Raw genomic sequence first — 24,736 nt, forward strand, 5'->3', positions numbered from 1 at the left:
CGCCTGCCAGCGATTAAGTGTGACGCTGGCAGGCGTGAAGATGATAGTGCAAGGTTGTGAGTTAGTCTGGCGAATTATTTACTCAACAGTTCTTCATATTGCGCCTGGAATTGCGGGGCGTTCATTGACCCATCAAAGAGGCTATAGGTGATATAACCTTTATTAAGCCAGCCGGAATCGGTATCGTTCTCTACTGTCTTTAACGATTCCGGATTGATGGTTTGTTTAGCGCGTCCATCAGGCAAAATATCATAACCAATCTGTGGGGTAGGGAACATCTCATTTTCGACATAGTGCACGCCTTTAATTTTTGATTTTGTCAGCGGCGGATAGTTAATGCTTAAGCCCGACCCTTTAGGCAATAAAGGTGTGCCAGAAACCTGTTTATGATTCAGCGTTTCAACAACATCAACCACATAATCCACCGCATCAGGCCAATATTTATGTGTACTTGGCCATTTATTCTTCATTTCATCTTCGGTAAAGATATACCCAATGCTGGCCGCAATCGCCGGGAAACCATAACGTACAGCCCTGGCTGCCGCACTTACCGTCCCTGAATTGACCTGAGCCATTCCTGTATTCGGGCCATCGTTGACGCCAGAGATAACCAGGTCCGGCGGATTATTAATGAGTAATCCCCGTAAGCCAAAATCAACCGCATCGGCGGGTGTTCCCGGGAAGCAGTAGCGTTTATCAGCAGCCTTCTTTACATCAAAGATTTTACCCGTTTTGAAGGTAATGGCTGAACCGATGCCGCTCTGATTGGTGGCTGGAGCAACCATCCACACATCAAAACCTTTTTGCGTGAGTTTTTCCTGAAGCGAAATACTGCCCGTGGATTCGCAACCATCGTCGTTGACAATCAAAATTTTTAGCGGTGCGGCGCTTGCGGTAAAAGCGAATGCAGAGATCAGCGCAGCGGCAATACATGACTTGTTCATCTTAACTCCTGTTATTCATGAGGGTAACTAAAATGCAAAAAAAAAACCTAAGGCCGCTCCTGCAACGAGTACAGAAACGGCCTTAGGTTTTGCCTGAAACAGTAACAATCCCAAGAGAGTTTAAAATACGTACTGCAGATATTAACGTCCAGATGGGAATACGGTTGATATGAGGAGGATCACAATTACATAAATCATCTCTATAGATTAGGTGCAATTCAAAAACATTAGTGATAGGGTCGACAGTAGCTGGATTGTTACTGTTTCAACAGGCAAAACCTACGTTTTCTTCTCCACCTCAATACCAGGGGGCTGAAGAGTACGTAGGTTTTTTTTTGGCTATGAAAAAGGACTCTTTAAAATGAAAAAATTATTTCTGGGTGTCTTAATGGCAGTTACTGCCATTACCAGTCCTCTGCTGATGGCGAACACGAATGATAAAAATGACCAGCAGGAGGTCATCAATATTTATTTTGCGCGCCATGGTAAAACGCTGCTTAATTCGTTTGACCGCGTGCAAGGTTGGATTGATTCCCCATTGACGAAGGATGGGGTGCAGGTTGCTCAATATTTAGGTGAGGGACTCAAAGGGATAAAATTTGATCGTTTTTATTCCAGTGATGCGGGACGGCAGCGCGAAACCATGGCAGTGATTCTTAAACAGGCTGGCGTAACGGATTATCATTTAACAGAAATGACAGGCCTGCGAGAGGCGTTTTTTGGTGGTTTTGAAGGCGGTTATAATGTCGATATGGCCAATGCAGGCGCACACACGCTAGGAATGACGGACAGCAAAGCGCTTTTTAAAGCGATGAAAGCAGGCACGCTCTCGGTAAAGGAAAGCCAGAACGCGCTGGCCAAATCCGATCCTAAACAGCTAGCGGAAAACTATGAGCAAGTAAAAGTACGGACACAAGCTGCGCTGGCAACTATTGTAGAAAATGCTCAAAAAGAGGGTGATAAAAATATTCTGGCCATTTCTTCAGGCACGGCGATTCAGATAATGATTTCCGATCTGACGGACGACCCGGCCAAAAATCTGCCATTGTCGAATGCTGCAGTGGTGAAAATCACGTATCACGATGGTAAATACAGCGTGCCAGAAATTGGCACCATGAAATACGTTGAAGCAGGCAAAAAATCACTAAATCACAAATAATCTTACAGTTTAGTTTTCCGCCATAAATAAGCTATGGCGGATCTTTTCTCAGGAAATAAAAATGTATAAGAACATAACTTCCGCGTTAATAGCGTGCGGGCTGGTTACGCCTGTATGGGCCGCTACAGACGCTATTTTTGATGATCCTTTTTTTACTGACTCACAGCTCACTGTCTCTGCAAAGAATTACTGGAAATATCTTAAGGAGGAAAATGCCAATCCTAAACATGTACACAACGCCTGGGGGCAGGGATTTTCAGCAGAATACCAGTCTGGTTATTTTGCAGATATTATCGGCTTCGATGCATCGTATTATAGTGCGATAAAGTTGGGTGCCAGCGACTATTTCAACTCCCGCGGCGTGCTTTATAATAATGGTACAGGTAACAAAAAAAGCAACGCCGAAGGGTATTCCAAGTTCGGCCAACGTAACGTGAAGCTTAACTACACGCTTTCTGGGGCTCAGTTAAACGCGCGCTGGGGATGGCAGATGCTGAAAAATTATGGCGTTATTTCAATGTCAAACCGGCTTTCTCCAACAACGTATTCCGGCGTAAGCAGTGCTGTAAGCTATGGCCCATTTACCATAAGAGGGGCGTGGCTTGAAAATTCCATGGACAGAAACTCACCAGATAAAAAGCGATTCCAGACCAATACCGGTGAATATATTAGCCATCTGGCAAGCGGAGAAATTCTCTGGCGGGGAAAAAATTTCGATGCACAGTATGCTTATGGTGAGAGTAAAAACTACCTGCAACGGCACCTGCTGTTTACGCAGTTTCGGGCGGATTCGCAGCTAACGATTGGAACACAAGTCTACGGCACCCACGCGATGGAAAGTTATCGCGCAATGCCTGCGAGCAAACGGGATTTTGACAATAACGCCTGGCATTTTGCGCTGGACGCGACCTGGAAAGGTGAACGCTGGAATAGCAAAATGGGCATTGGCTACACCAATGCTAAAAAAGCAGGTGAAGTCGGGTTTTATCCACGCCACATGAGTAAAAATTCCCGGGGAACGTTTATTTCTATGGCCTACGCTGGCGATGATTACATGCGGGATGGGGAACTGGTGCTGGCGAACATCACCGAATATCGATTAACGCCAGAATTAGCCGTTGGCCTGGCGGGAAACATCGGGCAATTTAACTATAAAGGGAATCACGTGCGCACCGGGGAAATCAATGCCTTTAGCCGTTGGGTTCCAACGCAGTCCATGTTTAAAAACTTCACCTTTTGGGCGATGTTCGGGCCGGGATGGTCATATAAGACGCAAGGTAAAACGCCAGTCCTTACGGACGGTCATTATACACGTACAAACACGCTGTCGTCGGAAGTGATCATGGAATATCGATTTAGGGTATTCTGATCGCGATGGTATGCAAGACGAAGCGAAACCGCTCGGAAGCGATAGCGAACGATGAGCGGTGTTGATAACGATTTTTAAGCGCGGTCAGCAAAAGTTGTTGTCCGCGATTAATCTGATAACTGGAGATTACCGTTGGCCAGTAGCCATGGGAAAAAAGCGACATGTCAGAGTGAGGATATCATGAGGCTGGAAGTCAATCGAAACAGAAAGAACGACGATAGATGACTGTCAGTATGAGTCTGAATCAAGCGTAGGCCAGCAAAAACCAAAGCAAATCCACACGGCAAACGCCGTTATCGGACACAATTCACATTGGTGCGCATAATGTATATTATGTTAAATTCATCCAATCACACGTACCGATGTCCTCATCAGCCAATGACCTAACGATTTGAACCACCCCTTCTTAATTGAACAAGCAACTTGATCAAAACGAGTCGATGCAACAAATTCAAGATACTATTTGGTTCAGAGAGAATCACCTCAATCAACCGCCATCCCAACTGGCTGTTAAGTTCATTGGGAGTCACCTGACAGAGCTGGTAACTGACATCAAAACCATCTCAGGAGGATGTATGTTTAAAAAATCTATCGGTGCCCTTTCATTGTTTTTCGTTCTGACCCCCGCCGTTTTTGCGGGCAATAGCGAAAGCGAACTGTTGAATAAAAAGAATGTCATTGATTTTTATAATAAAGCTTTGAACGATAAAGACTTCTCCTCCGCCAGGCCATATCTCGGGGATCGCTATGTACAGCATAACCCGATGGCAAAAGATGGCGTGGAAGGCTTCGAGCAGTTTATCGCTTTTCTGAAGAGTAAATATCCCGACTCGCATAGTGAAATTAAGCAGGCGTTTGTCGACGGAAATAATGTGATTCTCCACGTTGAAGTGACCGGTCGTGAGCCTGGCGTTACGCGGGCTATCGTGGATATCTTCCGCCTCAACGAACAGCACAAAATCGTTGAACATTGGGATGTTACCCAAAACGTCCCGCCAAAAACCGCCAGCGGTAACGGCATGTTTTAAAATCCGGGCGGGATCCTTCTGCTAACGCTCTCGCTTTCCCTTATTCTCGCCCTTCCCTTGTAGGCAGATTCACTAAGCGTAAAAGGAGAATACCGTCGGTATTCTCCTTCGTTTATGCGTTAATCACCCCGACATATATAAGTGGGATAATGTCGGTCCTGGATCAGCCACACCGATGGCGAAACCTCGGAGATGGTCAGATAGTAACGCGCGGTCGGATTGGCGAAGCTTCCCCATTGCGCATCCGGCGTGTTGTCATTGTGCCTGCGCCAGGTTTTGGTGTAGCTCAATACCACCACTTTATCATCCTCACGCCGCGACCAGATAAAATCGACGTCTCTGTCGATGATCATGCTCTGGCCATTTGCCCAGGCGGCCCCTTTATAGGCTGTCAGACCAGTGCCGTCGCGGTGAAAATAGAACTGAGCAACGGTATTAACCCGCACTTCACTGGCCTTACCTTCGTTGCGTATAAAATTAAATATGGTACTGCAGGCTAGTACATCCCGTTTACCAACCCCGTCAGAGCAATAATAAAACACCATTGCGCCACCTAATAGAAAAAGGCTGAGGCCGCCGATAAGTTTAATTTTCATTTTTCAGCCCCACTTTTATAGCGAATGGTTTTACACAAGCTGTCTTTATTGACCGGGCATGCGCCGATAAACACTTCATCCGCCGCGACAAGGGAAAAACGCGCGCTGAAATAATAGACACTGTACGCCTCTCGCTGGCACGCCACGCCGTTTTTATCCAGCAGCTCGGCTAATTTCGATAACACCAGCGGTCGCCCATGATCGTTAATAAGCCAGACGCTACATTTTGCAATTTTTTGCTCAACGGCCTTTAGCCTTACCGGCGTTGTTATATTCTGCTGTTGGCGAATAATTATGCCAATACCGAATACCGACGCTAATAATGCCGTGAATATCAGCCACCATTTCAGACGTGGTGGTTGCTTCCTCTTTTCAGCTTTTTGAAACTGGGGTTCGGGTGCGCTGGTGTCAATGTTTTGCGCAGGTTGAAAAATAACATCCGCATCAAACCGAAAACCATATCGCGGTATGGTTACAATCAACTCATGATGTTCTCCCAACGCCTGGAAACTTTTGCGTAACTCACTTATCGCTTTGTTGAGATTATTTCCCGAAGGCGTAAAACCAAATTCCTGCCATACGCGGGTAATCAACTCCTCACGGCTAAGTTCGCTTCCTTTATGACGAATAAATTCCTGTAACAAACGCACGGCCGGTGCCGAAAGCGTTAATACGGATTCAGGTTGTCCAACAACACTAACTGTGTGAGCTTCAGGATCAAATAACAACGAATTGTTGCATATAAAAAACATATTTCACTCTCATCTGTTGCCGCTTGCTTTTAATCCTTGTAACAGCAGGCAAGAAAGCCCTTCTGAATTAGCTTATTTTTTCATCAGTGGGAATTTTCTTAAGCCTCTTAGGATTTGGCATTTTCTTTTAACTATACAACTTTAAAGCCAGGATTGCAGGATAAAGAACTGTATTTTTTGAGTTAACTAATACAAATTTTCACAACCTGCTGTTCCGGTTAAAGTTTCCCTGTCCTGAAGCGATACGAAAGCAGACGGTGTCGTGGTGTTAAAGTCGTACATGAACTCAGAGCAGGCAGAATGAATGTGAAAGTAAAAAACAGAGCAAACAAGTCCACTGCGCTTTATCTCGCTGCCCTGTCGATGTCATTTTTCGCAGAAATGACACAGGCCAATATGAGCGTTTACCCGATGGAACTTAACGTCGACAGTTCCGGGACGGCCCAAATCAGAGTGGCCTCTAAAAGCGATGATATTCAGTTCATTCGGGTGAGGCAAAAGAAAATTCTTAATCCGGGTACGCCACAGGAAAAAGAAGTTGAGATGGCAGCCTGGAAAGACGGTGGCGTTGTCGTTACCCCTGAAAAATTCGCCTTAGCGGCAGGCGCTTTACGTATCGTAAGGCTCGTTTCTCTGACGCCGCCTGAAAAAGAGAGTACCTGGCGCGTTTATTTTGAAGGGGTAAAACAGCCGGATAGTATTCTGCCCGCAGCATCCGCGGGAACGCCGGCTTCGGCCAAACTCGGTGTTAACGTTATCTGGGGAGCATTGGTTCATTTGGCGCCGGAAAAGCCGGTGGTTTCTCTGCGAATAAATCCCGCGTCAGGAACTTTAAAAAATGATGGCACGTTGCGAGTACCGCTGAAAGAAATTGGCGTATGCGATACAAGCGATAAATGCCGATGGATTAGAGAAGATGCAACTATTTATCCGGATACTGAGCGAAAATTAAAATCACTCACTCAGAATCACGGCCAGAAATATAAATTCCGCTATTTCAACTGGATTAATAAAACAGCTGAAGAAGCAGACTTGCCCGTCGTGCAATAACACGACATCACTGTCAAAACCACATGTGGTTTGTTTAAAGAGCTAATGGAGCTCGTTTATAAATATGGAGATATCAATGAAGAAGTATATTAAACCTCTGATGATCGTTGCTGCGATGTCTACTGCGTTCAGCGCAATGGCTATTCAGAAGGATATTACGGTTAATGCCAACGTCGATTCCCAGTTGGATATGACCCAGGCCGATAATACGCCGTTACCTGCCAGCATCGATATGCAATATCTGCCGGGCCGTGGGCTGGAAAGCTACCGTCTCAATACCAAAATCTGGTCGAACTCAGCCACCAGCAACGTCAAAGTCCGTCTGGTTAGCGCAGCGAATCTGACCAATGAAGATGGCGCCGAGACGGTACCGATGACCGTAAAACTTGGCGATAAAACCCTGAACACTACCGATGCAGAATTTACCGGCAGCGAGCTGTTCCCGGGCAGCGTTGAAAACGGTTCTGCGGTCCTGCCGCTGATCATCTCTCAGACCACAAAAGGCATTCTGAAAACCGGTCAGTACAGCGGCGTGGTGAGTCTGATGCTGACTCAGGCGACCACCGCGGAAGGCGGCGCGTAACCCCACAATACGTATAAGGAAGTACATCAGAGGGCGCCTGCCCTCTGATGTCAGGATGACGTCGAGGCTCGTTCATGGCTTTTCACAGAAATGCTCTTCTTTTTGTCGTTTTGTTACCTGCTTCCGTTCAATTAGCCAGCGCCAGTATCGTCGTACCTGCGGGTTTTGAAGATCTGGCGAAAACGCAGCGCCTGTGGACAGAAGTCAGTCTGTATGGCGCGTCGCTTGGCCTGTTTGAAGCCGATATCACGCTTGAAACGGTAACCTTTGTGGCGCCGGAAACGCTCATCGCGGCAATTAAGCGTCAGTTCAACGATGATCCTGCCTTGATCGCCTCTGTGACCGGCGCCCTTTCCTCTCCGCTTGCGCGTAACGGCAATCTCGCCTGCAGCAGCAATGGTTCCGCGGCGGGTTGCGATTTTATCGACACCAAAAGCGTGGCCCTGATTTATGACGAGAATAACGCTCGCATAAACTTGTTTTTCGACAGGCGGTATCTACCGAAACAAACGGCGGAAAATCAGTGGTATCAGCCTACGCGCAATACTGAGAACGCGCTGATCCACCAGCAAAATATCAACTTCGTGGCCGATGAAGACTATCAGTCGATGACCGTGCAGGGAAACGGCGCGCTGGCCATGACTGAGAATGGGTATTTTAACCTCGACTGGACCTGGCTTGGGCAGCGCTCTCGCCATCAACAGCAGCAGGAGATCACGGTCAATAATGCCTGGTTCCGTCAGGATCTGTGGCATGAATATTACGTTCAGTTAGGTGAAATGGATACGCGCGATCTCTTCAGCGCGGCCGGCGGCAATATCAACCTCAGCCAGCTACCGCTTGGAAAAATTCGCGGTCTGCGTACCGGCTCGACGCGAGCGTGGATCAACCCCGTTCAGCAGTCCAGTGGAACGCCCATTACCGTGCTGCTTTCCCATGATGCCCGTATCGATGCGCGCCGAGGCAATCAACTGCTGGCCAGTTTTTATCTTAATGCCGGGGCGCAAACTCTGGATACCCGTTCGTTTCCGGACGGGAGCTATACCGTGACGCTGGCGATTTATGAAAACAACCGCCTGACCCGTACCGAGCAGGTTCCGTTTACCCGCACCGGCATCACGCCATTCGACCGCGTCGAGTGGTTTATGCAGGCCGGTGAAACCGATAACGACGATATGAGCGACGAACGCAGCGCCGTGGCGCAAGCGGGCATTCGCCTGCCTGTAACTTCTACGCTGGCGATCACCAGCGGCGCAACGGTGAAAAAGAACCAGCGTTTTCTGGAGAGCGCGGTTGACTGGAGTCGCGGTTTCAATACCGGCCCCATTGATGGCGTGCTCAGCACACGCTTTAGCTACCTTTATGGCAGCCAGGGCCAACGCGGCAATATCCAGCAAATCAGCTATAACGATGGCTTTTCACTGAGCTTCTATCGTAACGCCTTATCGGCTGATAACTGTGATTCCAGCAGTACAGGCTTTGACGCGGTGAATTGTTGCTACAGAAGTCTCTCGGTGATGTTCTCCGTTCCGGTCGGCTCGTGGTATGCCAACCTCGGTTATTCCGATAACCGCAATGAAGGCCGTTATGTCTCGCGGCGTGAATTACCAAATAGTGACGATCGGCACGACAATGGTTTGCCCTGGGAATCGGTGTACATGACCCGCTCCCGTTCGCAGGCGTGGCAGGCCGGACTGAGCAACGCGTTCAGCACCCGCGGGTTGAATATCAACAGCAGCATAAACCTGTTTATGCGTAACGACCATTCTGGAGATGGCAAGGATAAAGGCGGCTTCCTCAGCGTAAGCCTCTCGCTGGCTCATAACCGTCAGGGCGATGCCTCCAGCTACACCTCCGTGGGGGCCACGTGGCAACAGCAGAAGCATGAAAAAAATCAGCTCAACTATAACCTCGCGCATAACTGGTACACCGATGCGCGCGGTGAAAACGAATATGGTCTTAACGCATCCGGGATTAACAGCGACTCGCTAAATACTTCGGCCTATACCCGTCAGGGCGGCCGATTTGGTAACGGAAGTTTGACCGTCAGCGATTCGTGGGATCGCCAGGATCATCGCCACCGGTTCAGCAGCAGCGGTAATTACAGTTCTACGCTGGCGCTATCTCGTTCTGGCCTGTGGTTTGGCCGCTGGGGGGACGGACGCCCGGCGTCAGCCATTGCGGTCAACGTCGCAACGCCGGAAGCGTCACCTGATTCCCGCATTGCCGTTTCGCTTGATAACAGCGGTAGCGCCGATATCCCGGCAAACGCCCGCGCGTTGTTCGCCCTGCCCGGCTATCAGCAAACCACGCTGACTATTAATGAGTCGACGGACATTTCCCACGGCGCCAACAGTGAAATTACGCAGGGGTCGGGAAGCAGAACGGTATTTATGGTGCCTGGAAAAATGCTGCACAGAGAGGTGCAAACCACCACGCGTTATACCTGGCTTGGCCAGTTGACCGATGAACAACATACGCCGTTTATCGGCGGCATGCCGCTTAACGTCAGCGGCTGGAGCGATTTAGGTAATGGCGGCTTTAGTGCGGAAAGCGACAGCCTGATCCAGTCGCTCTACCTGGTGAAACAACAGCAGTTTTACCAGTGCGCGCTGAAGGTGAAGACCATGCGAGACGTCGTGCGCTATGTCGGCACGGTGACCTGCGAAGAACTGACTTATTCCGCGTTACCGGAAACCGTGCAGCAGCAGGCGCAACTGCTGCTGGCTGGCCGTACGCCGGCGGTCAGCCCAACGGCGATGAATAACTCTACTCTCTCTACAGGAAAATGATGTGATAACGCGTCTTTTGATTTTACTGCTTGCCTGCATCTGTTTTACCGAGGCTCAGGCCGGTAGTCCTGCCGGCAGGAATACCAGCGTGGCGTTCGCCTTCGATCGCCAGTCTCCTCCTGCCCGCCTGGATATCTGGCTACACGAGTCCGGCGGTTATGATACGAGCGATCCGCAAAAATGGGGACGAAATACCCTGACCTGCCAGTCACGTACCGATACAACCTATGGCGCCTGCATGACCGCGCCGGTATGGTTTTCGGCGAATCCGGCCGCGCCCTATCCGATAAACCTGCGTTTTACCCACGCAATAACCAACAAAACGGTGGACGTAAAAGTCTATGGCGAACACCGTATGTTTATCAATAACAGAACCTTTGTTTTCGCCAGCTACGTAACGGGCGGTACAGTAGATTTGCCAGCATGGAACAGTGCGCCCTATTTTGATTTTTACATCGTTCGTAGCGAATTAAACAAACTCGATCAGGCCGGTATCTGGACGGCAACGCTGAAACAGAATTTGCGCGAATGGGGCACCACCGACTGCGGCGGCAACTTTAATGACGTCAATGTTGGCTGCCCAGGCTACCTCACTCTTGCTAACTGGCAGGCAAACCTGCGTATTGAGGTGGTCGACCCGGGCAACCAGCAGATTTATTTACCGGCATTTCCGCACTCCACGCCGGTGGTGAACCTCAACCTCACCAATTTCCCGGGCAGACCCGGCGGCAGTGAGATTAAGGGCGAAAACTCGCTGGATATGTGCCTCTATGATGGCAATAACAGCACCAGCTCACGGGCATTTCTACGCTTCGAAGACGATGGGCTTGACGCGACCGGGCGTGCCGAAGGGGCGTTTTCTATCCGGCGACGGGGAGGCAGCCAGACAGACCCAAGAGATCGTCTCGATTATCAGGTGCTGGTGACCAACCCGACCACCGGCGCAACTGAAGTTGCCGCTAACGGTAAAACGTTGACCTGGGAGGGTACCAGCAATCGCCGCTATTTGCGCCAGGTTGTCCTGCCGGGCGGCCGCGAAAGCGTGTTATGCATCCCGGCGCCCATTACCCTGAAAACCCCCGCCTTTGCCGCCAGCAGCAAAAACGCGGGTGACTATACCGGTACGTTACGCGTTATCTATACCCCCAGTACGTTATAAAGAGGCCACTGTGAGCTACGTTGTTCTTGATAATAATCGCTTTTATGCGGAGGGGCTGCGTTACGCCCTTCTCCGTCGTAACGTTATGATGGAAGTGCATAGCGGCACGGTGCAGTGGCAGCCCTTACTGTTAGAGAGCACTACGCTGGTTATTCGCTGCCGTTTCTCCATCAGCGGCACGCATCAGTCGCTGGTTGATATTTTGCTTTCCCTGGAAGCCCATTGCTGGCGAGGAACGGGCTATCTGGTGTGTAATGAAAAAAGCTGGGGGCTGGCCACCTATCTACGCAAGCGTTTTGAAACCTTAACGTTGCACATCATCGATGACCGGATCTCCGTGGCGGATGCCGCCTGGCTGTTATCTAAAGAGCCAAGGCGGATCCGCACCCTGCGCTGCTGCCTGACCGAGATGGAATTTAACGTCCTCGACAGGCTGGTTAAGGGGCAGTCGGTAAGATATGTCGCGCACATGACGAAGATGAGTGAAAAACAGGTCTCGACCTATAAATGTAACGCCCTGAAGAAACTCAATGCGAATAATCTTCTACAGCTTCTGGTGTAACGACTTGTCCACGCGGCATATCGCCACAATTTTCTCTCTGAGCCAGCGGTGAGCGGGATCGCGTTCCATTCTCGGGTGCCACATTTGCGAGACGGTAATCCGCCGGCTTTTAAACGGCAGCTCAAAAAGATGTACCTGCTCCATGACCTGCTGATTAACTAAATAGAGAGCGGGGATCATGGCGATAAGATCCGATTGCAGCGCCACGGAAAGCGCGGTCGGAAATCCGGGGACGACGCTGGCGATTTTGCGTTTCATGCCGAGTTCGGCCAGCACATCATCGACGGACCCGTGCAGCGTACCTTCTGGTGAGGCCACCACATGACCCCAGGCGACATAATCCGCCACGGTTATCTCTCTCAGGGCGGCCAGCGGGTGCTCCTTTCGCACCACCCCCACAAACCGATCTTCAAAGAGCCGTTGCAGTCGTATTTCAGGCCCCATATTGCTCTGGACGCCAATCTCCAGATCGACCAGCCCTTCCCGTAGATAGCGTGACGTTTTTTCGGGCTTAGGCGCAAAGCGTAGACAGACATTGGGCGCGGCTTCGGCTACTGCCGCAATGAGCGAAGGGCCAAACGCCACCACAAAACCATCGTTTGCCCTGATGGTGAAAAGACGCTCCAGATTTTGTACGTTGAGCGCTTCGGCCGCTGGCTGCAGCACCGCCTTCGCCTCGAAGACCGCGCGACGGGCGCGATCGCGGCTCGCCTCCGCCCACGGCGTCAGCACCATGTTACGCCCGGCGCGAACCAATATCTGATCCCCGGTGACGTCGCGTAACCGGCTTAGCGTGCGGCTCATGGCTGACGTACTGAGATTCAAACGACGTGCCGCGCCCGCCACGCTGGCTTCGTTCAGTAATACATCGAGTGCAATCAATAAATTAAAATCGGGGTCTGACATGACCACAACTCCTGGAACATTCAGATAAGGCGTTTCATGCAACTATAGAATGTAAATGGTGCGCCTTCCGCCCGGTAAAAGCCATCTTTATAGTTTCGTCATCCAGATATCCTCTGCAGGAGACAACACGATGACACTATTTTCCAGCCAACCTGGCGATGACGGCCTGCCAGGCCCGGCGCGAGCGCGGGTTATGGCCGCGGTAATGACCACCACCTTAATGGGCGTCTTTGATGGCACTATGGTAAACATTGCTCTGCCGTCGATGGCGCAGGAACTACAGGCGTCAGCCAGTACCGCCGTCTGGTTCGCCAACGGGTATCTGCTGGCGGCGGCGATGACGCTGGCGATATTCGCCGCGCTGGCGGCGCGCTTCGGCTACCGCCCGGTGTTTCTGGCCGGACTGACGACATTTATTGTGGCATCAGCAGGTTGCGCGCTGGCGACGACGCCTGAGCTGCTCATCGGCATGCGGGTGCTGCAGGGGATCGGCGGTGCGGCAACGCTCAGTATCGCACCCGCCATATTGCGCTCCGTTTTTCCGGCGCGACTGCTGGGGCGTATTCTCGGGATACACGCCCTGCTTATCGCTTCAAGCTCCGCGATCGGGCCGGTGCTGGGCGGCACGATCCTGCATACTTTGAGCTGGCAATGGCTGTTTGCAATAAACGTGCTCCCCGGTACCGTCGCCTTACTGCTGGCGGTCAGAGCGCTCCCGCGGCCGACAGTTGACAGGCAAGCCGCTTTCGATACTCCCGGAGCGATATTGTCGGCGCTGCTATTGGGTTCAACGATCATGGCGGCGAATAGCATGCAGAGCGCTTCGCAGCATATCGATAGTCTGTACTGGACGTTGCTCGCAGCGATAAGCGGCACCGCCTTTATCTGGCGCATCCGGCAGACGGACAACCCGCTGCTGCCGCCTGCGATGTTTAAAAATGAACGCTTTACCCTTTCGGCCTTTACGTCGCTGATCGCCTTCGTAAGCCAGGGGATCACTTTTATTGCCCTGCCGTTCCTGTTCCAGAACGAGTATGGCTATAGTCCGGTGCTCTCGGCGCTGCTGTTTACTCCGTGGCCATTAGGGATAGTGCTGATCGCACCGCACGCCGGCCGCTGGGCGGACTCAATCTCCGCTGCGCTCATCTCGACGCTGGGACTGATGATTTTTGTCGCGGGTTTAATCCTTCTGGCGATGCTGCCCGCCACGCCCGCCGCGTGGGATATCTGCCTGCGGAGCCTGGTATGCGGTATTGGCTTTGGCTGCTTCCAGAGCCCGAATAACCGGGAAATGCTGTCAAACGTGAGTCGCGAACAGGCGAGCTATGCCTCGGGCGTTTTATCCATCATGCGCACGTTCGGGCAGTGTCTGGGAGCCGCCGTGATGGGCGTACTGTTGGCAAAAGACGAAAGTGCCGTTCATATTGCGCTGTGGATCGCCGCCGCGGCCTCGGCGTTGTCGGTGGCCGTTAGCGCCAGCCGACTGCGGAGAATAGCTTTTCCTGCGGGAGCGGAATAAGTTTGCGGCGCATCCCCGAAAAGAGGATGCGCCCGTTAGTGATTTACCCGGCAAGTTTTATCACCGCCCGGCTGAAGGCATCAATCGCCAGTTCGACATCGGCTTCGCTGACCGATTCCGCCGGATGGTGACTAATTCCCCCTTTGCAGCGCACAAACAGCATCCCCACCGGCCAGCGCTCCGCGATAGCAATCGCGTCATGTCCGGCGCCGCTTGGCAGCGTCAACGCCGTGCCCTGTACCTCGCATAGCGCTTCGGCAATCACCGACTGTAATCGCGGATCGCAGGCGGTTGCCGCAATGCGGTAGAACTCCTCAGCGGCAAACTGCAGGCCGCGACGCCCGGCAATCTCTGCGGCTGCCGCCAGCAATGAACCCAGTAATGCATCCAGCGGCTGATCCTGCGGACCGCGGATATCCAGAGTCAACGCGACTTCGCCGGGGATCACATTGACCGCTGCCGGCGAGCAGCGCAATGTCCCGACGGTGGCGACCAGGTTGCCTCCCTGCTGGCGCGTCGTGCTCTCAATATACAGCATCCACTCCGCGGCGGCGGCAAGCGCGTCCCGGCGCTGGTCCATCGGCACCGTGCCTGCATGACCTGCCTCGCCGGTAAAACAGCAATTGAGCCGCCGCGCGCCGTTGATCGCCTCGACCACGCCGAGTGCCGAACCGGCCTGTTCCAGCCTCGGCCCCTGCTCGATATGCAGTTCGAGATAGGCGGTAAAATCTTCCGCCGGGCGCGAGGCTGAATGGACGCGTGATGGATCCAATCCGGCGTTGACCATCGCCTGCGCCAGGCTAATGCCTTCGGCATCGCGTTGGGCCAGCCAGGTTTGCGGCCAGCTTCCCGTCAGACCCTTGCTGCCCAATAGCGTGATACCAAAGCGTGTTCCTTCTTCATCGCAGAAGCCGACGATTTCGATGGCCTGCGCCAGGCGGCGCGCCTGATTATGTAAGCTCTGCACCACTTCAATGGCAGCTAACACCCCCAACATGCCATCATATCGCCCGGCATTGCGTACCGTATCGAGATGCGATCCGAGCAAAATCGCCGGCGCCCCTTCTTCTCTACCTTCATAGCGCCCACAAATATTACCGACGCTGTCCTGCCAGACAATCATGCCTGCCTGGCGCATCCAGTGGGCAACCTGCTGATTAGCTTCGAGATGCTGTGGCGAAAGGTAAACCCGCGTCAGGCCTTCCGGCGTTTCGCTTATCGCCGCTAATATCTCTGCCCGCGCCATCACTCGCGCTGCGGCCAGGTTCATAGCGGTTTCTCGCTGCGATAATGATCCCACGCCGCCTGCATGGCTGCCCCTTGCGTGGTGGGGAATTTCAGGTAATTGAGTACTGATTCCAGCGCGTTGAGGGTAGTCATGACGCAATCTTTGCGCGCGTTGTAACCCATTGTGCCTATACGCCACACTTTGCCGTGCAGCGGGCCGAATGAGGTGCCAATCTCAATGGCGAAATCTTGCAGCATCAGTTGGCGTACCTGGTCGCCATTAATGCCCTGTGGGATGATCACGCCCAGTACGTTATTCATTTTGTGTTGCTGGTCGCCAAAGATTTCCAGCCCCATAGCCTGAATACCTTTTACCAGCGCGTCGCCGTGCAGTTTGTGGCGGGCAATGCCGTTATCGAGCCCTTCTTCAAGAATCAGGCGCGCGCATTCGCGGGCGGCGAACAGCGCGGATGTCGCTTCCGTATGATGGTTAAGGCGCTCTGGCCCCCAATAATCCATCACCATTCCGAGATCGAAATAGTTGGAGTAAACCATCTCATCGACGCCATCAAGGTGCTCGGCGGTACGGATCCCCTGCTCAACGCATTTACGTCGACGGATAGTCTCTTCCATCCGCGGACTCAGGGTAATGGGCGAGGTGCCGGAGGGGCCCCCGAGGCACTTTTGCATTCCCGCCGATACCGCATCCAGCCCCCAGGCATCGGTCTCCAGCGCATTGCCGCCCAATGAGGCGGTGGCGTCGGTATAAAACAGCACATCATAACGACGGCAGATCTCGCCCAGCTCCGCCAGCGGCTGCAGCATGGTGGTCGAGGTGTCTCCCTGCACCGTCAGCAGCATACGTGGACGCACCCGTTTGATCGCATCTTCAATCTGCTCGGGAGAGAACACGTCACCCCACGGCACCTCAATGGTATGCACTTCCGCCCGGCAGCGGCGGGCGATTTCACATAACAGATGGCCAAAGCGGCCAAATACCGGCACCAGCACTTTGTCGCCGGGGCGGATCGCGGAGATCAGAATGGCTTCAATCCCCGCCCGTGAGGTGCCATCCACCAGCATGGTCCAGCGGTTGCTGGTGCGGAATACCCCGCGGTATAACGCCATAACTTCGTTCATATAGTGCGTCATAGCCGGATCGTATTGGCCGATAAGCTGGCTGGACATCGCGCGCAGGACGCGCGGGTCGGCGTTGATCGGCCCCGGCCCCATCAGCAGACGATGCGGAGGATTGATTGGTGAAAATTGAGCGATATCCATCGTAGATTCCTTTATTAATTCAGTCCGCGCACGGAAGAGATAAATTGTTTGAGTTCATTGGTTTGCGGCTGGCTGAACAGCGTTTTGCTGTCGCCCTGCTCCCAGACTCGCCCCTGGTGCATAAACACCACCCGGTCGCCGACTTCACGGGCAAAATTCATTTCATGGGTAACCAGAATCAGCGTCATTCCTTCCGCGGCCAGCTGTTCCAGCACTTTGAGCACCTCGCCCACCAGTTCCGGATCCAGCGCGGAGGTGATTTCGTCACAGAGTAAAACTTTTGGCGACATCGCCAGCGCGCGGGCGATAGCTACCCGCTGCTGTTGCCCGCCGGAAAGGCTGGAGGGATAGAAATCCAGCCGATCGCCAAGCCCGACTTTAACCAGCATTTGCTGCGCCAGTTCGCGGCACTCGGCGGGCTTTATTTTCAATACCCGCCGCGGCGCCAGCATCACATTTTCCAGCGCCGTCATATGCGGAAATAAATTGAAGTTCTGGAATACCATGCCAACGGAGCGGCTAATCTCCCGCGCCTGCGAATCGCTGTCGGTAATGGTCATGCCGCCGAGCTTAATACTGCCTTCCTGGTACCCCTCCAGCCCGTTAATGCAGCGCAATAAGGTGCTTTTCCCCGAGCCGCTTCGGCCGATGATGGAGATCACCTCCCCCATATTGATATCGAGATCGACCCCCTTCAGCACGTGATTATCGCCGTAGAATTTCTGCACCTGATTAATGGTGATGAGCGGCATTGAATTTATTCTCCAGATAGCGGCTGTAACGGGACAGCGGATAACACAAGATGAAGTAACCCAACGCGACCAGCGCGAAAACCTTAAACGGCTGATACGTCACGTTGGTGAGCATGGTGCCAGCCTTGGTGAGCTCGACGAAACCGATAATCGACGCCAGCGCGGTGCCCTTTATTACCTGTACGGCGAAACCCACGGTGGGAGCGATGGCGATACGCACCGCCTGCGGCGCCACCACGCGACATAACGTCTGGCTGAAATTTAATCCCAGGCAACGCGATGCCTCCCACTGTCCTTTCGGCAAGGCCCGAATACTGCCGTACCAGATATCCAGCAAAAAGGCGCTGGTATAGAGGGTCAGCGCCAGCGCGGCGGCGGTCCATGGCGACACATCGATCCCGAATAACGCCACGCCGAAAAAGGCGAGAAACAGCTGCATCAGCAATGGCGTCCCCTGAAATAGCTCGATATAGCCGCGAATGAGGCGCTGCACCCACAATTTACCCCGCAGGCGCAGCAGCAACAGCGGTAATGTCACCAGCGCGCCGCCAATAAAGGCCGTCAGCGATAGCAGCACGGTCCAGCGTCCGGCCAGCAGCAGGTTGCGTACGATGTCCCAGTCGGTAAAGGTTGTCATCATGCCTGTACCCTCAGCCATCTACGTCCAGCCGCCATTAGCAGCTGGCGCATCGCTATCGATAACGCTAAATAGAGACCGGTCGTTACCAGATACACCTCGAAGCTCAAAAACGTTCGCGACTGAATTAAGTTGGCGGCAAAGGTCAGCTCTTCATAAGAGACCTGCGATACCACCGACGATCCGAGCATTACGATAATGCACTGGCTCACCAGCGCCGGGTAAATACGCTGCAACGCCGGCGGTAAAACCACCTGAATAAAGGTCTGACTCCGGCTGAGCCCCAGTACCCGGCCGGCCTCCCACTGCCCTTTTGGCGTCACCTGGATCCCGGCGCGGACGATCTCCGTACTGTAAGCGCCCAGGTTGACGATCATCGCCAGCAGCGCCGCTTCGCCCGCCGTCATCTTCAACCCCAGATTCGGCAGGCCGAAGACAATAAAGAACAGTTGAACCACGAACGGCGTATTGCGGATAACCTCAACGTAAGCCCCCCATATCCGACTCAGCCAGCTTGCCCGCCCGCTACGCAGAGCGGCACCGATGATCCCGATAGCCAGGCCGCCGAGCGTGGCAAGTACAGTGAGTTGGATAGTGACCCAGAGTCCCGCCACGAGCTCCGGCCAATAAGGCCAGAGCGCGGAAAAATGTAATTGCTCCGTCATCGCTGTACCTTATGCGGCAAAGTCGCTGGGCAACGGCGCTTTCAGCCACTGCTGTGATAACGTATTGAGGGTGCCGTCCTTAATGCCCTGCGCGATTAAGGCGTTCACCTTTTCCTTCAGCGCCGGTTCATTTTTTTTCAGGCCAATCACGCACGGTGAATCCTTAAGCATAAAGTTGGCGACCGGGGCTTTCGCCGGGTTTTGCCGTGAGATAGCCGCCACCACCAGATTACCCGTCGCCACGTATTGCACCTGACCAGAAAGCCAGGCCGACAGCGTGGTGTTGTTATCTTCGTAACGCTTAATCTGCGCCGCTTTCGGCGCAATGCTGGTCAGCACCATATCTTCCACCGCGCCGCGGGTCACGCCGATGCTCTTACCGCTCAGTTCGGCGGCGTCTTTCAGGGCAGCGCCCTGCGGGCCGAAGACGCCAAGGAAAAACGGCGCGTAGGGTTGGCTGAAATCAATGACCTTTTCACGCTCGGCGTTCTTACCCAGGCTTGAGATCACCAGATCCACTTTATCGGTCTGCAGATACGGTACCCGGTTGGCGCTGCTCACCGGAACCAGCTGCAGTTTTAGCTTCATCTGCTTTGCCAGATAGCGTGCCATATCAATGTCATACCCCTGTGGCTGGAGATCGGTGCCGACAGAACCAAACGGCGGGAAATCCTGGGGAACGGCGACGCGGATCACGCCGCGTTTTTCAATATCCTGGAGTTGGTCCGCGTGTGCGGCGGTGATTTGTGTCAACAGACAAGCGACCCCGGTCAGCGCAATCAGCAGTTTTTTCATCATCATTACCCGTTACGTTAGTATGAAACAAAAGATTCTTTAAATAAACTTCTGCAACTAATGTGCCAGATACGGACAAAAGAAATTTGCGCTGCCTAATCGGCTTTTAGCGAGAAATGACGCGAATATTAACCATGGCGGTAAGAAGAGTCGCCCTTCTCCTTACCGCACTTTGGCACCAAAAAGGTGCAAAGCACCAGACTGGCTCCCCATTATCGTTGTTCAAGCTCATCCAACTGCTGGTATAACGTGGCGATGTCATGAATGCGCGGGCGACCGCTATCGAGAATTTCATGTAGCAAGGCGTTCGCCAGCAGGTTGATAAGACTATTGGCCGACGCGTAGCTGTCGAAAGCCGAAACGCTATCCAGCGGGGCGCATAACCGCCAGCATGCCAGCGGAAACAGGCTATGCGCCTGAGGCTCGCAGATTAGCAGTTGCGGAACTCCCCGCTGTTGCAGTTGCTGCATCAGGGGACGAATAATCCGCGGCCGACGGCGAAACGCCATCACCACCACGATATCTTCCGCGCACAAATCGACCAGCTCTTCACTTAGGCTTTGCCCCGGTTGCGGCAGCACCACCACTTGCCCACGCGCCTGAAGCAACTGCTGGCGCAAATGCAGCGCCAGCGGCCAGGAGTTTCGCATGCCAATAATGACGACGCGCCTGGCCTTGACCAGCGCGTTAATGGCTTCGGCAAACTGTCGGGCATCCAGCGCGTTTACCCACTGCGTCAGGTTTGCCATCTCTTGTTTATAATGCCGCGCCAGCAGCGTATTACCCTGCACCGCCTCGCGATGATCGGTCAACGGCATCCCGCTCTGGCGTAACGTGCGCAGCTCATCGCGCATATCGCGATACTTTTCATATCCCAGCCGTTTAAACAGACGGCTTACTGTCGCTTTTGATACTCCGCTCAGTTGGGCCAGCTCGGCGCTGTTGTAGCTAATCAGGTCGTCAAAGTGGTCGACAATGAAATCCGCCACCCGCTGCTCCTGGGGTGACAACGACGCATATTGCGCCTTCAGCCGTTCATCGAGTTGTTCCATAGCGCCTCTGTAACTTTTGTTTCACTGAACTATACCGCTAACATCCTTCACAATGCATGCCACAATGAGAAAAGAAAAAGAAAACCGCAACATTGAAACTTTCTTTTCAAAGTGGAACAGCTTTTGCACGGACAGCATTTGCAGCAGTGGCTGCATGATTCGTTACGAGGATAAGTTATGCAGAGTCATTTCTCGACCCAGGGGATGGCGGTCGCCCCCCATCATCTGGCTAGCCAAAGCGCGCTGTCCGTGCTGCGCGAAGGCGGAAGCGCAATAGAAGCGATGGTCGCCGCCGCCGCGACCATCGCGGTGGTCTATCCGCATATGAATGGTATTGGCGGCGATGGGTTCTGGCTGATCGTGCCGCCGCAGGGCGATCCGATCGCCATTGACGCCAGCGGCGCCGCTGGTTCACTGGCGACGCCGGAAGCTTATGCCGGGCTAACGCACATTCCGCATCGCGGCCCGCAATCCGCCCTGACCGTCGCCGGCACCGTCAGCGGCTGGGATGAGGCGCTGAAAGTTTCACAATCCCTGACCGGTAAATCACTACCGCTTTCGCGCCTGTTACAGGACGCGATTGGCTATGCTGATAACGGTATTCCGGTGACCGCGTCACAAGCCAGCGCCACCGCTGGAAAGTTAGATGAACTTCAGCGCCAGCCGGGCTTCGCTGAGACCTTTCTGGTCAATGGCCGCCCTCCTGAAAGCGGCAGCCGCTTTTGTCAGCCTGCGCTGGCCTCCACGCTAAAACGGCTGGTTGCGGAAGGGCTCGATAGTTTCTATCGCGGCTCGCTGGCGGAACAACTGGCGGCCGGCATGGCCCGTTACGGCCTGCCTATTACGCTTGACGATCTGCGCCAGCATCGCGCGCGTCGCCCGCAACCACTGCGGTTACAGCATCAACACGGTGAGTTATGGAACCTGGCGCCGCCGACGCAGGGGCTGGTATCGCTGGCCATCCTCGGCATCACTGACCGGCTGGCGATGGAGCAGGTCGACGATGCGCAGACCATCCACCGTATCGTGGAAGCGACAAAACTGGCCTTCAGCCTGCGAGATAAACATATTACCGACCCGCTGCACCTGGATGTGGATATTCAAAGTTTGCTGTCCCCGCAGGCGTTACAACCGCTGGCGGAGAAGATCGACGACCAACGCGCCGCGCCATGGGGCGCTGGCAAAGGCCCCGGCGATACTGTCTGGATGGGCGTGATGGACAGTAGCGGGCTGGCGGTCTCCTTTATCCAGAGTCTCTATCATGAGTTTGGCAGCGGCGTGGTACTTCCGGACAGCGGTATTGTCTGGCAAAACCGCGGTGCGTCGTTCAGCCTCGACCCGGCGCATTTGCTGGCGCTGGCGCCGGGCAAGCAACCCTTCCATACCCTTAATCCCGCCGCCGCACGCCTGAACGATGGGCGGGTGATGGTTTATGGATCAATGGGCGGCGACGGCCAGCCGCAAACGCAGGCGGCGCTGTTCACCCGCTATATCCTGCAGAACGTCCCGCTTCAGGAGAGTATTTCTCGTCCGCGTTGGCTGCTTGGGCGCACCTGGGGACAGACTTCGGACTCACTAAAAGTAGAAGGCCGCTTTGCGCCGCAAACCCTCGCCCGGCTCAGGGAACTGGGGCATGAGGTTGAGGTACTGGCCGACTTCAGCGAGGCCATGGGACATGCCGGGGCCATTGTCCGCCATCCTGGCGGCCTGTTTGAAGGCGCATCTGACCCGCGCAGTAACGGCGCCGCCGCTGGCTATTAGGGGGAGAAGCATGAAACAAACCGAAAAAGAGTGGCGCGACTGGCTTCGACAGATGGAACAGCTCCTCGCCCTTGAACTGGATGAATCGCGCCGCGCTGAGCTGCTGGCGCAATTTCGCCGCATTGCCGATATGGCTGAACCGCTGATGGCCTATCCGCTCGATCAGCGTCTGGAAATCGCCGGAGTGTATAAAGCATGAAGCTACATCAGATGACCATTGCCGGGATCCAGCAGTCGCTGAGTCGCGGTGAATTTAGCGCCAGAGAGCTGGCTCGCCAGACGCTTGATGATATTGCGCAAAGTAACCCACTGCTCAATGCCTGGACGACTGTCACCGGGAAACGGATGCTCGACGAAGCGGACGCCATTGATGCCCTACGGCGCACGAATCAGCCGCTACCTGCGCTGGCAGGCATTCCCTACGCGGTCAAAAATCTGTTTGATGTCGCGGGAGAAACCACCCTCGCCGGCGCGCAACTGTTCAGCAATAACCCGCCTGCCCGCGTCGATAGCTGGGCGGTAAGTCAGATCCATAGCGCAGGCGGCCTGCTCAGCGGGATGCTGAATATGGACGCCTATGCTTACGGTTTTACCACGGAAAATAGCCACTATGGCGCGACGCGCAATCCGCACGATCTTAACCGCATTGCTGGCGGATCCTCCGGCGGCTCAGCGGCGGCGGTCGCCGCCGGGCTGGTTACTTTCTCGCTCGGTAGCGACACCAATGGTTCAATCCGCGTTCCGGCATCCCTGAGCGGGATTTTTGGTCTCAAGCCAACTTTCGGCCGTCTGTCGCGTACCGGCAGCCACCCTTTTGTTCCCAGCCTCGATCATATTGGTCCGTTTGCCCGAACGGTAGAGGATCTAGCCACAGTCTACGATGTTCTGCAGGGGCGAGACGTTAATGACGGTTTTCAGGCCGAACGCGGCGTCGCCCCCGCCACGCCGCATCTGCGATATGGCCTCCAGGGGCTGCGTTGCGCGGTTTTAGGCGGCTATTTCAGCCGCTGGTGCGATGACGATGCCCGCGCGGCGGTGGCTCGGGTCTCCCGCTATCTCGAAGCCTCTGAAGAGTTTCTCTTCCCCGAGGCGGAGCTGGCGCGCGCTTCTGCTTTTATCATTAGCGCTTCTGAAGGCGGAAACCAGTACCTGCCAGCCTTACGGCGCGAGCCGGAGCGCTTTGAACCGCACTCGCGCGAACGTCTGCTGGCGGGAGCGATGATCCCTTCAGCCTGGTACCTGCAGGCGCAGCGCTTTCGTCGCCACGCTCAGCAGCAAGTCGCGTCGCTATTCACCCATGCCGACGTGCTCATCGCCCCGGCAACACCGTGCAGCGCCACGCTTATTGGCGAGCAGACGATGGAGATCAACGGCGAGTCTTTACCGATACGCGCCAGCATGGGCATGCTCACTCAACCAATCTCCTTTATCGGTCTGCCGGTGGTGACCGTCCCGCTACGTACCGCGACAGGGCTGCCTGTCGGGGTGCAGTTAATTGCCGCGCCGTTTAATGAACAGGCTTGTCTGCGTGCCGCCTATGCGCTGGAAGCGATGGGAATGACCGATTCCCGCCCGGTGGAGGTAGCCGCATGATCGCGTCGCAAGAAATCAATCTCCCGCAGGTGGTCAGCGAAGTGACGGCGGCTTTTTATCGCTATGAACAGGCGCTGGTGAGTAACGATATCGCGATGCTGGATGCGTTGTTCTGGCACGATACGCGCACGGTTCGCCTCGGCGCCGGGGAGAATCTTTATGGTATTGATGAGATCCGCGCCTTCCGCGCCGCGCGCCCCGCCGCAGGGCTTGCGCGGGAGTTACGCCATACGGTGATCACCACCTATGGAGAGGATTATGCGGTATGCAGTACCGAGTTCACCCGTGAAGGCAGCGAACGTATCGGCCGTCAGCAACAAACCTGGGTTCGGTTTGCCTGTGGCTGGCGTATCGTTGCCGCACAGGTTAGTTTGATGGGACATTGATGCCGTTGTTTGTCGTCCCCTGCTTGCGCTGCGCTTAGCAGGGCTACCAAATCGCATTGTGCAGTAGTCCCGGTAAGCGGCAGCGCCACCGGGGATTTTGAGGCTACCAACACCGGCAGTATAAATTAAAGGCAGGCCGCACGGACCGTAGGTCGGGTAAGGCGTTAG

At 54.2% G+C, this 24,736-nt stretch carries 24 protein-coding genes; 13 read left to right on the forward strand and 11 right to left on the reverse strand.

All coding sequences use genetic code 11. From position 1 onward, the window contains the following. Window positions 1-74 precede the first annotated feature (74 nt). Complete coding sequence (surE, locus tag ABLU78_RS01150) at window positions 75-944, reverse strand: 5'/3'-nucleotidase SurE (protein ID WP_171824304.1); 870 nt, start codon at window positions 942-944, stop codon at window positions 75-77. A gap of 361 nt (window positions 945-1,305) precedes the next feature. On the opposite strand from surE, the gene ABLU78_RS01155 reads away from it, so the two are divergent. From ABLU78_RS01155 to ABLU78_RS01165, 3 genes are all read left to right on the forward strand, one after another. Beyond that, window positions 1,306-2,103 carry a histidine phosphatase family protein gene (locus ABLU78_RS01155; RefSeq protein ID WP_015705373.1) on the forward strand — a complete coding sequence of 266 codons (798 nt, stop codon included), beginning with the start codon at window positions 1,306-1,308 and terminating at the stop codon, window positions 2,101-2,103. A gap of 61 nt (window positions 2,104-2,164) precedes the next feature. Then, window positions 2,165-3,472: an OprD family outer membrane porin gene (locus ABLU78_RS01160; protein WP_048228738.1), complete on the forward strand. Its 1,308-nt coding sequence runs from the start codon at window positions 2,165-2,167 to the stop codon at window positions 3,470-3,472. 575 nt (window positions 3,473-4,047) lie between these two features. Next, a complete protein-coding gene (locus tag ABLU78_RS01165) occupies window positions 4,048-4,500 on the forward strand; it encodes a nuclear transport factor 2 family protein (protein ID WP_047042699.1) in 453 nt (150 codons plus the stop codon). A gap of 119 nt (window positions 4,501-4,619) precedes the next feature. On the opposite strand, the gene ABLU78_RS01170 is transcribed toward ABLU78_RS01165, so the two are convergent. Continuing rightward, on the reverse strand, window positions 4,620-5,096 hold the full coding sequence (locus ABLU78_RS01170; protein ID WP_048228739.1) for a hypothetical protein: 477 nt from the start codon (window positions 5,094-5,096) through the stop codon (window positions 4,620-4,622). Continuing rightward, the gene (locus ABLU78_RS01175) at window positions 5,093-5,848 is read right to left on the reverse strand and encodes a winged helix-turn-helix domain-containing protein (protein WP_048228740.1); all 756 of its coding nucleotides are present in this window, start codon (window positions 5,846-5,848) and stop codon (window positions 5,093-5,095) included. Before ABLU78_RS01175 ends, ABLU78_RS01170 begins: the two co-directional genes overlap by 4 nt. A gap of 300 nt (window positions 5,849-6,148) precedes the next feature. Here ABLU78_RS01175 and ABLU78_RS01180 point away from each other — a divergent pair, with 300 nt between their 5' ends. The 5 genes from ABLU78_RS01180 to ABLU78_RS01200 all read left to right on the forward strand — a co-directional run bounded on the left by ABLU78_RS01180 (window position 6,149) and on the right by ABLU78_RS01200 (window position 11,994). Continuing rightward, window positions 6,149-6,898, forward strand: a complete 750-nt coding sequence (locus ABLU78_RS01180) for a fimbrial protein (protein WP_048228741.1) — start codon at window positions 6,149-6,151, stop codon at window positions 6,896-6,898. Between the two features lie 76 nt (window positions 6,899-6,974). Beyond that, a complete protein-coding gene (locus tag ABLU78_RS01185) occupies window positions 6,975-7,481 on the forward strand; it encodes a CS1 type fimbrial major subunit (protein WP_048228742.1) in 507 nt (168 codons plus the stop codon). A gap of 74 nt (window positions 7,482-7,555) precedes the next feature. Next, window positions 7,556-10,273 carry a TcfC E-set like domain-containing protein gene (locus tag ABLU78_RS01190; protein WP_323806261.1) on the forward strand — a complete coding sequence of 906 codons (2,718 nt, stop codon included), beginning with the start codon at window positions 7,556-7,558 and terminating at the stop codon, window positions 10,271-10,273. A 1-nt stretch (window position 10,274) separates the two neighbouring features. Beyond that, entirely contained in the window at window positions 10,275-11,432 is a 1,158-nt protein-coding gene (locus ABLU78_RS01195; protein ID WP_048228744.1) for a CfaE/CblD family pilus tip adhesin, read from the forward strand. 10 nt (window positions 11,433-11,442) lie between these two features. After that, window positions 11,443-11,994 carry a LuxR C-terminal-related transcriptional regulator gene (locus tag ABLU78_RS01200; protein WP_047038568.1) on the forward strand — a complete coding sequence of 184 codons (552 nt, stop codon included), beginning with the start codon at window positions 11,443-11,445 and terminating at the stop codon, window positions 11,992-11,994. Here the strand turns inward: ABLU78_RS01200 and ABLU78_RS01205 are convergent. Beyond that, window positions 11,977-12,900 (reverse strand): LysR family transcriptional regulator, encoded by a 924-nt coding sequence (locus tag ABLU78_RS01205; RefSeq protein WP_048228745.1) that lies wholly within the window; start codon window positions 12,898-12,900, stop codon window positions 11,977-11,979. The two genes, ABLU78_RS01200 and ABLU78_RS01205, sit on opposite strands and share 18 nt — an antisense overlap. A gap of 130 nt (window positions 12,901-13,030) precedes the next feature. On the opposite strand from ABLU78_RS01205, the gene ABLU78_RS01210 reads away from it, so the two are divergent. Further along, complete coding sequence (locus tag ABLU78_RS01210) at window positions 13,031-14,419, forward strand: MFS transporter (RefSeq protein ID WP_048228746.1); 1,389 nt, start codon at window positions 13,031-13,033, stop codon at window positions 14,417-14,419. 43 nt (window positions 14,420-14,462) lie between these two features. Here ABLU78_RS01210 and hpxK read toward each other — a convergent pair whose 3' ends face one another. From hpxK to hpxU, 7 genes are all read right to left on the reverse strand, one after another. Beyond that, complete coding sequence (hpxK, locus tag ABLU78_RS01215; RefSeq protein ID WP_032714489.1) at window positions 14,463-15,689, reverse strand: allantoate amidohydrolase; 1,227 nt, start codon at window positions 15,687-15,689, stop codon at window positions 14,463-14,465. Continuing rightward, a complete protein-coding gene (locus tag ABLU78_RS01220; RefSeq protein WP_048228747.1) occupies window positions 15,686-16,927 on the reverse strand; it encodes an alanine--glyoxylate aminotransferase family protein in 1,242 nt (413 codons plus the stop codon). The genes hpxK and ABLU78_RS01220 overlap by 4 nt, the downstream gene beginning before the upstream one ends. A gap of 14 nt (window positions 16,928-16,941) precedes the next feature. Then, window positions 16,942-17,679, reverse strand: coding sequence for an amino acid ABC transporter ATP-binding protein (locus tag ABLU78_RS01225; RefSeq protein ID WP_032714491.1), 738 nt, complete (start codon window positions 17,677-17,679; stop codon window positions 16,942-16,944). Then, window positions 17,660-18,316 (reverse strand): amino acid ABC transporter permease, encoded by a 657-nt coding sequence (locus ABLU78_RS01230; protein WP_026612307.1) that lies wholly within the window; start codon window positions 18,314-18,316, stop codon window positions 17,660-17,662. The genes ABLU78_RS01225 and ABLU78_RS01230 overlap by 20 nt, the downstream gene beginning before the upstream one ends. After that, complete coding sequence (locus ABLU78_RS01235) at window positions 18,316-18,981, reverse strand: amino acid ABC transporter permease (RefSeq protein WP_032714492.1); 666 nt, start codon at window positions 18,979-18,981, stop codon at window positions 18,316-18,318. Before ABLU78_RS01235 ends, ABLU78_RS01230 begins: the two co-directional genes overlap by 1 nt. 9 nt (window positions 18,982-18,990) lie before the next feature. Beyond that, the gene (locus tag ABLU78_RS01240; protein ID WP_032712624.1) at window positions 18,991-19,776 is read right to left on the reverse strand and encodes a transporter substrate-binding domain-containing protein; all 786 of its coding nucleotides are present in this window, start codon (window positions 19,774-19,776) and stop codon (window positions 18,991-18,993) included. 212 nt (window positions 19,777-19,988) lie between these two features. After that, window positions 19,989-20,828: a MurR/RpiR family transcriptional regulator HpxU gene (gene hpxU, locus ABLU78_RS01245; RefSeq protein ID WP_032714496.1), complete on the reverse strand. Its 840-nt coding sequence runs from the start codon at window positions 20,826-20,828 to the stop codon at window positions 19,989-19,991. A 177-nt stretch (window positions 20,829-21,005) separates the two neighbouring features. On the opposite strand from hpxU, the gene hpxW reads away from it, so the two are divergent. Genes hpxW through hpxZ form a run of 4 tightly spaced genes read left to right on the forward strand, consistent with a single transcriptional unit; the run spans window position 21,006 to window position 24,568 of the window. Further along, the gene (gene hpxW, locus ABLU78_RS01250; protein WP_048228748.1) at window positions 21,006-22,589 is read left to right on the forward strand and encodes an oxamate amidohydrolase; all 1,584 of its coding nucleotides are present in this window, start codon (window positions 21,006-21,008) and stop codon (window positions 22,587-22,589) included. A gap of 10 nt (window positions 22,590-22,599) precedes the next feature. Then, complete coding sequence (gene hpxX / locus ABLU78_RS01255; protein WP_032711637.1) at window positions 22,600-22,788, forward strand: oxalurate catabolism protein HpxX; 189 nt, start codon at window positions 22,600-22,602, stop codon at window positions 22,786-22,788. Continuing rightward, window positions 22,785-24,182: an AtzE family amidohydrolase gene (locus tag ABLU78_RS01260; RefSeq protein ID WP_048228749.1), complete on the forward strand. Its 1,398-nt coding sequence runs from the start codon at window positions 22,785-22,787 to the stop codon at window positions 24,180-24,182. The genes hpxX and ABLU78_RS01260 overlap by 4 nt, the downstream gene beginning before the upstream one ends. After that, window positions 24,179-24,568, forward strand: coding sequence for an oxalurate catabolism protein HpxZ (gene hpxZ / locus ABLU78_RS01265; RefSeq protein WP_048228750.1), 390 nt, complete (start codon window positions 24,179-24,181; stop codon window positions 24,566-24,568). The genes ABLU78_RS01260 and hpxZ overlap by 4 nt, the downstream gene beginning before the upstream one ends. Window positions 24,569-24,736 lie beyond the last annotated feature (168 nt).

It is taken from the genome of Klebsiella sp. JN_Kp122, assembly GCF_040062085.1.
Taxonomy (GTDB): Bacteria; Pseudomonadota; Gammaproteobacteria; order Enterobacterales; family Enterobacteriaceae; genus Klebsiella; species Klebsiella aerogenes.

Coding starts and splice junctions, on each gene's coding strand:
- surE (WP_171824304.1), bottom strand. CDS start 944: ATGAACAAGTCATGTATTGCCGCTGCGCTGATCTCTGCATTCGCTTTT.
- ABLU78_RS01155 (WP_015705373.1), top strand. CDS start 1,306: ATGAAAAAATTATTTCTGGGTGTCTTAATGGCAGTTACTGCCATTACC.
- ABLU78_RS01160 (WP_048228738.1), top strand. CDS start 2,165: ATGTATAAGAACATAACTTCCGCGTTAATAGCGTGCGGGCTGGTTACG.
- ABLU78_RS01165 (WP_047042699.1), top strand. CDS start 4,048: ATGTTTAAAAAATCTATCGGTGCCCTTTCATTGTTTTTCGTTCTGACC.
- ABLU78_RS01170 (WP_048228739.1), bottom strand. CDS start 5,096: ATGAAAATTAAACTTATCGGCGGCCTCAGCCTTTTTCTATTAGGTGGC.
- ABLU78_RS01175 (WP_048228740.1), bottom strand. CDS start 5,848: ATGTTTTTTATATGCAACAATTCGTTGTTATTTGATCCTGAAGCTCAC.
- ABLU78_RS01180 (WP_048228741.1), top strand. CDS start 6,149: ATGAATGTGAAAGTAAAAAACAGAGCAAACAAGTCCACTGCGCTTTAT.
- ABLU78_RS01185 (WP_048228742.1), top strand. CDS start 6,975: ATGAAGAAGTATATTAAACCTCTGATGATCGTTGCTGCGATGTCTACT.
- ABLU78_RS01190 (WP_323806261.1), top strand. CDS start 7,556: ATGGCTTTTCACAGAAATGCTCTTCTTTTTGTCGTTTTGTTACCTGCT.
- ABLU78_RS01205 (WP_048228745.1), bottom strand. CDS start 12,900: ATGTCAGACCCCGATTTTAATTTATTGATTGCACTCGATGTATTACTG.
- ABLU78_RS01210 (WP_048228746.1), top strand. CDS start 13,031: ATGACACTATTTTCCAGCCAACCTGGCGATGACGGCCTGCCAGGCCCG.
- hpxK (WP_032714489.1), bottom strand. CDS start 15,689: ATGAACCTGGCCGCAGCGCGAGTGATGGCGCGGGCAGAGATATTAGCG.
- ABLU78_RS01220 (WP_048228747.1), bottom strand. CDS start 16,927: ATGGATATCGCTCAATTTTCACCAATCAATCCTCCGCATCGTCTGCTG.
- ABLU78_RS01225 (WP_032714491.1), bottom strand. CDS start 17,679: ATGCCGCTCATCACCATTAATCAGGTGCAGAAATTCTACGGCGATAAT.
- ABLU78_RS01230 (WP_026612307.1), bottom strand. CDS start 18,316: ATGACAACCTTTACCGACTGGGACATCGTACGCAACCTGCTGCTGGCC.
- ABLU78_RS01235 (WP_032714492.1), bottom strand. CDS start 18,981: ATGACGGAGCAATTACATTTTTCCGCGCTCTGGCCTTATTGGCCGGAG.
- ABLU78_RS01240 (WP_032712624.1), bottom strand. CDS start 19,776: ATGAAAAAACTGCTGATTGCGCTGACCGGGGTCGCTTGTCTGTTGACA.
- hpxU (WP_032714496.1), bottom strand. CDS start 20,828: ATGGAACAACTCGATGAACGGCTGAAGGCGCAATATGCGTCGTTGTCA.
- hpxW (WP_048228748.1), top strand. CDS start 21,006: ATGCAGAGTCATTTCTCGACCCAGGGGATGGCGGTCGCCCCCCATCAT.
- hpxX (WP_032711637.1), top strand. CDS start 22,600: ATGAAACAAACCGAAAAAGAGTGGCGCGACTGGCTTCGACAGATGGAA.
- ABLU78_RS01260 (WP_048228749.1), top strand. CDS start 22,785: ATGAAGCTACATCAGATGACCATTGCCGGGATCCAGCAGTCGCTGAGT.
- hpxZ (WP_048228750.1), top strand. CDS start 24,179: ATGATCGCGTCGCAAGAAATCAATCTCCCGCAGGTGGTCAGCGAAGTG.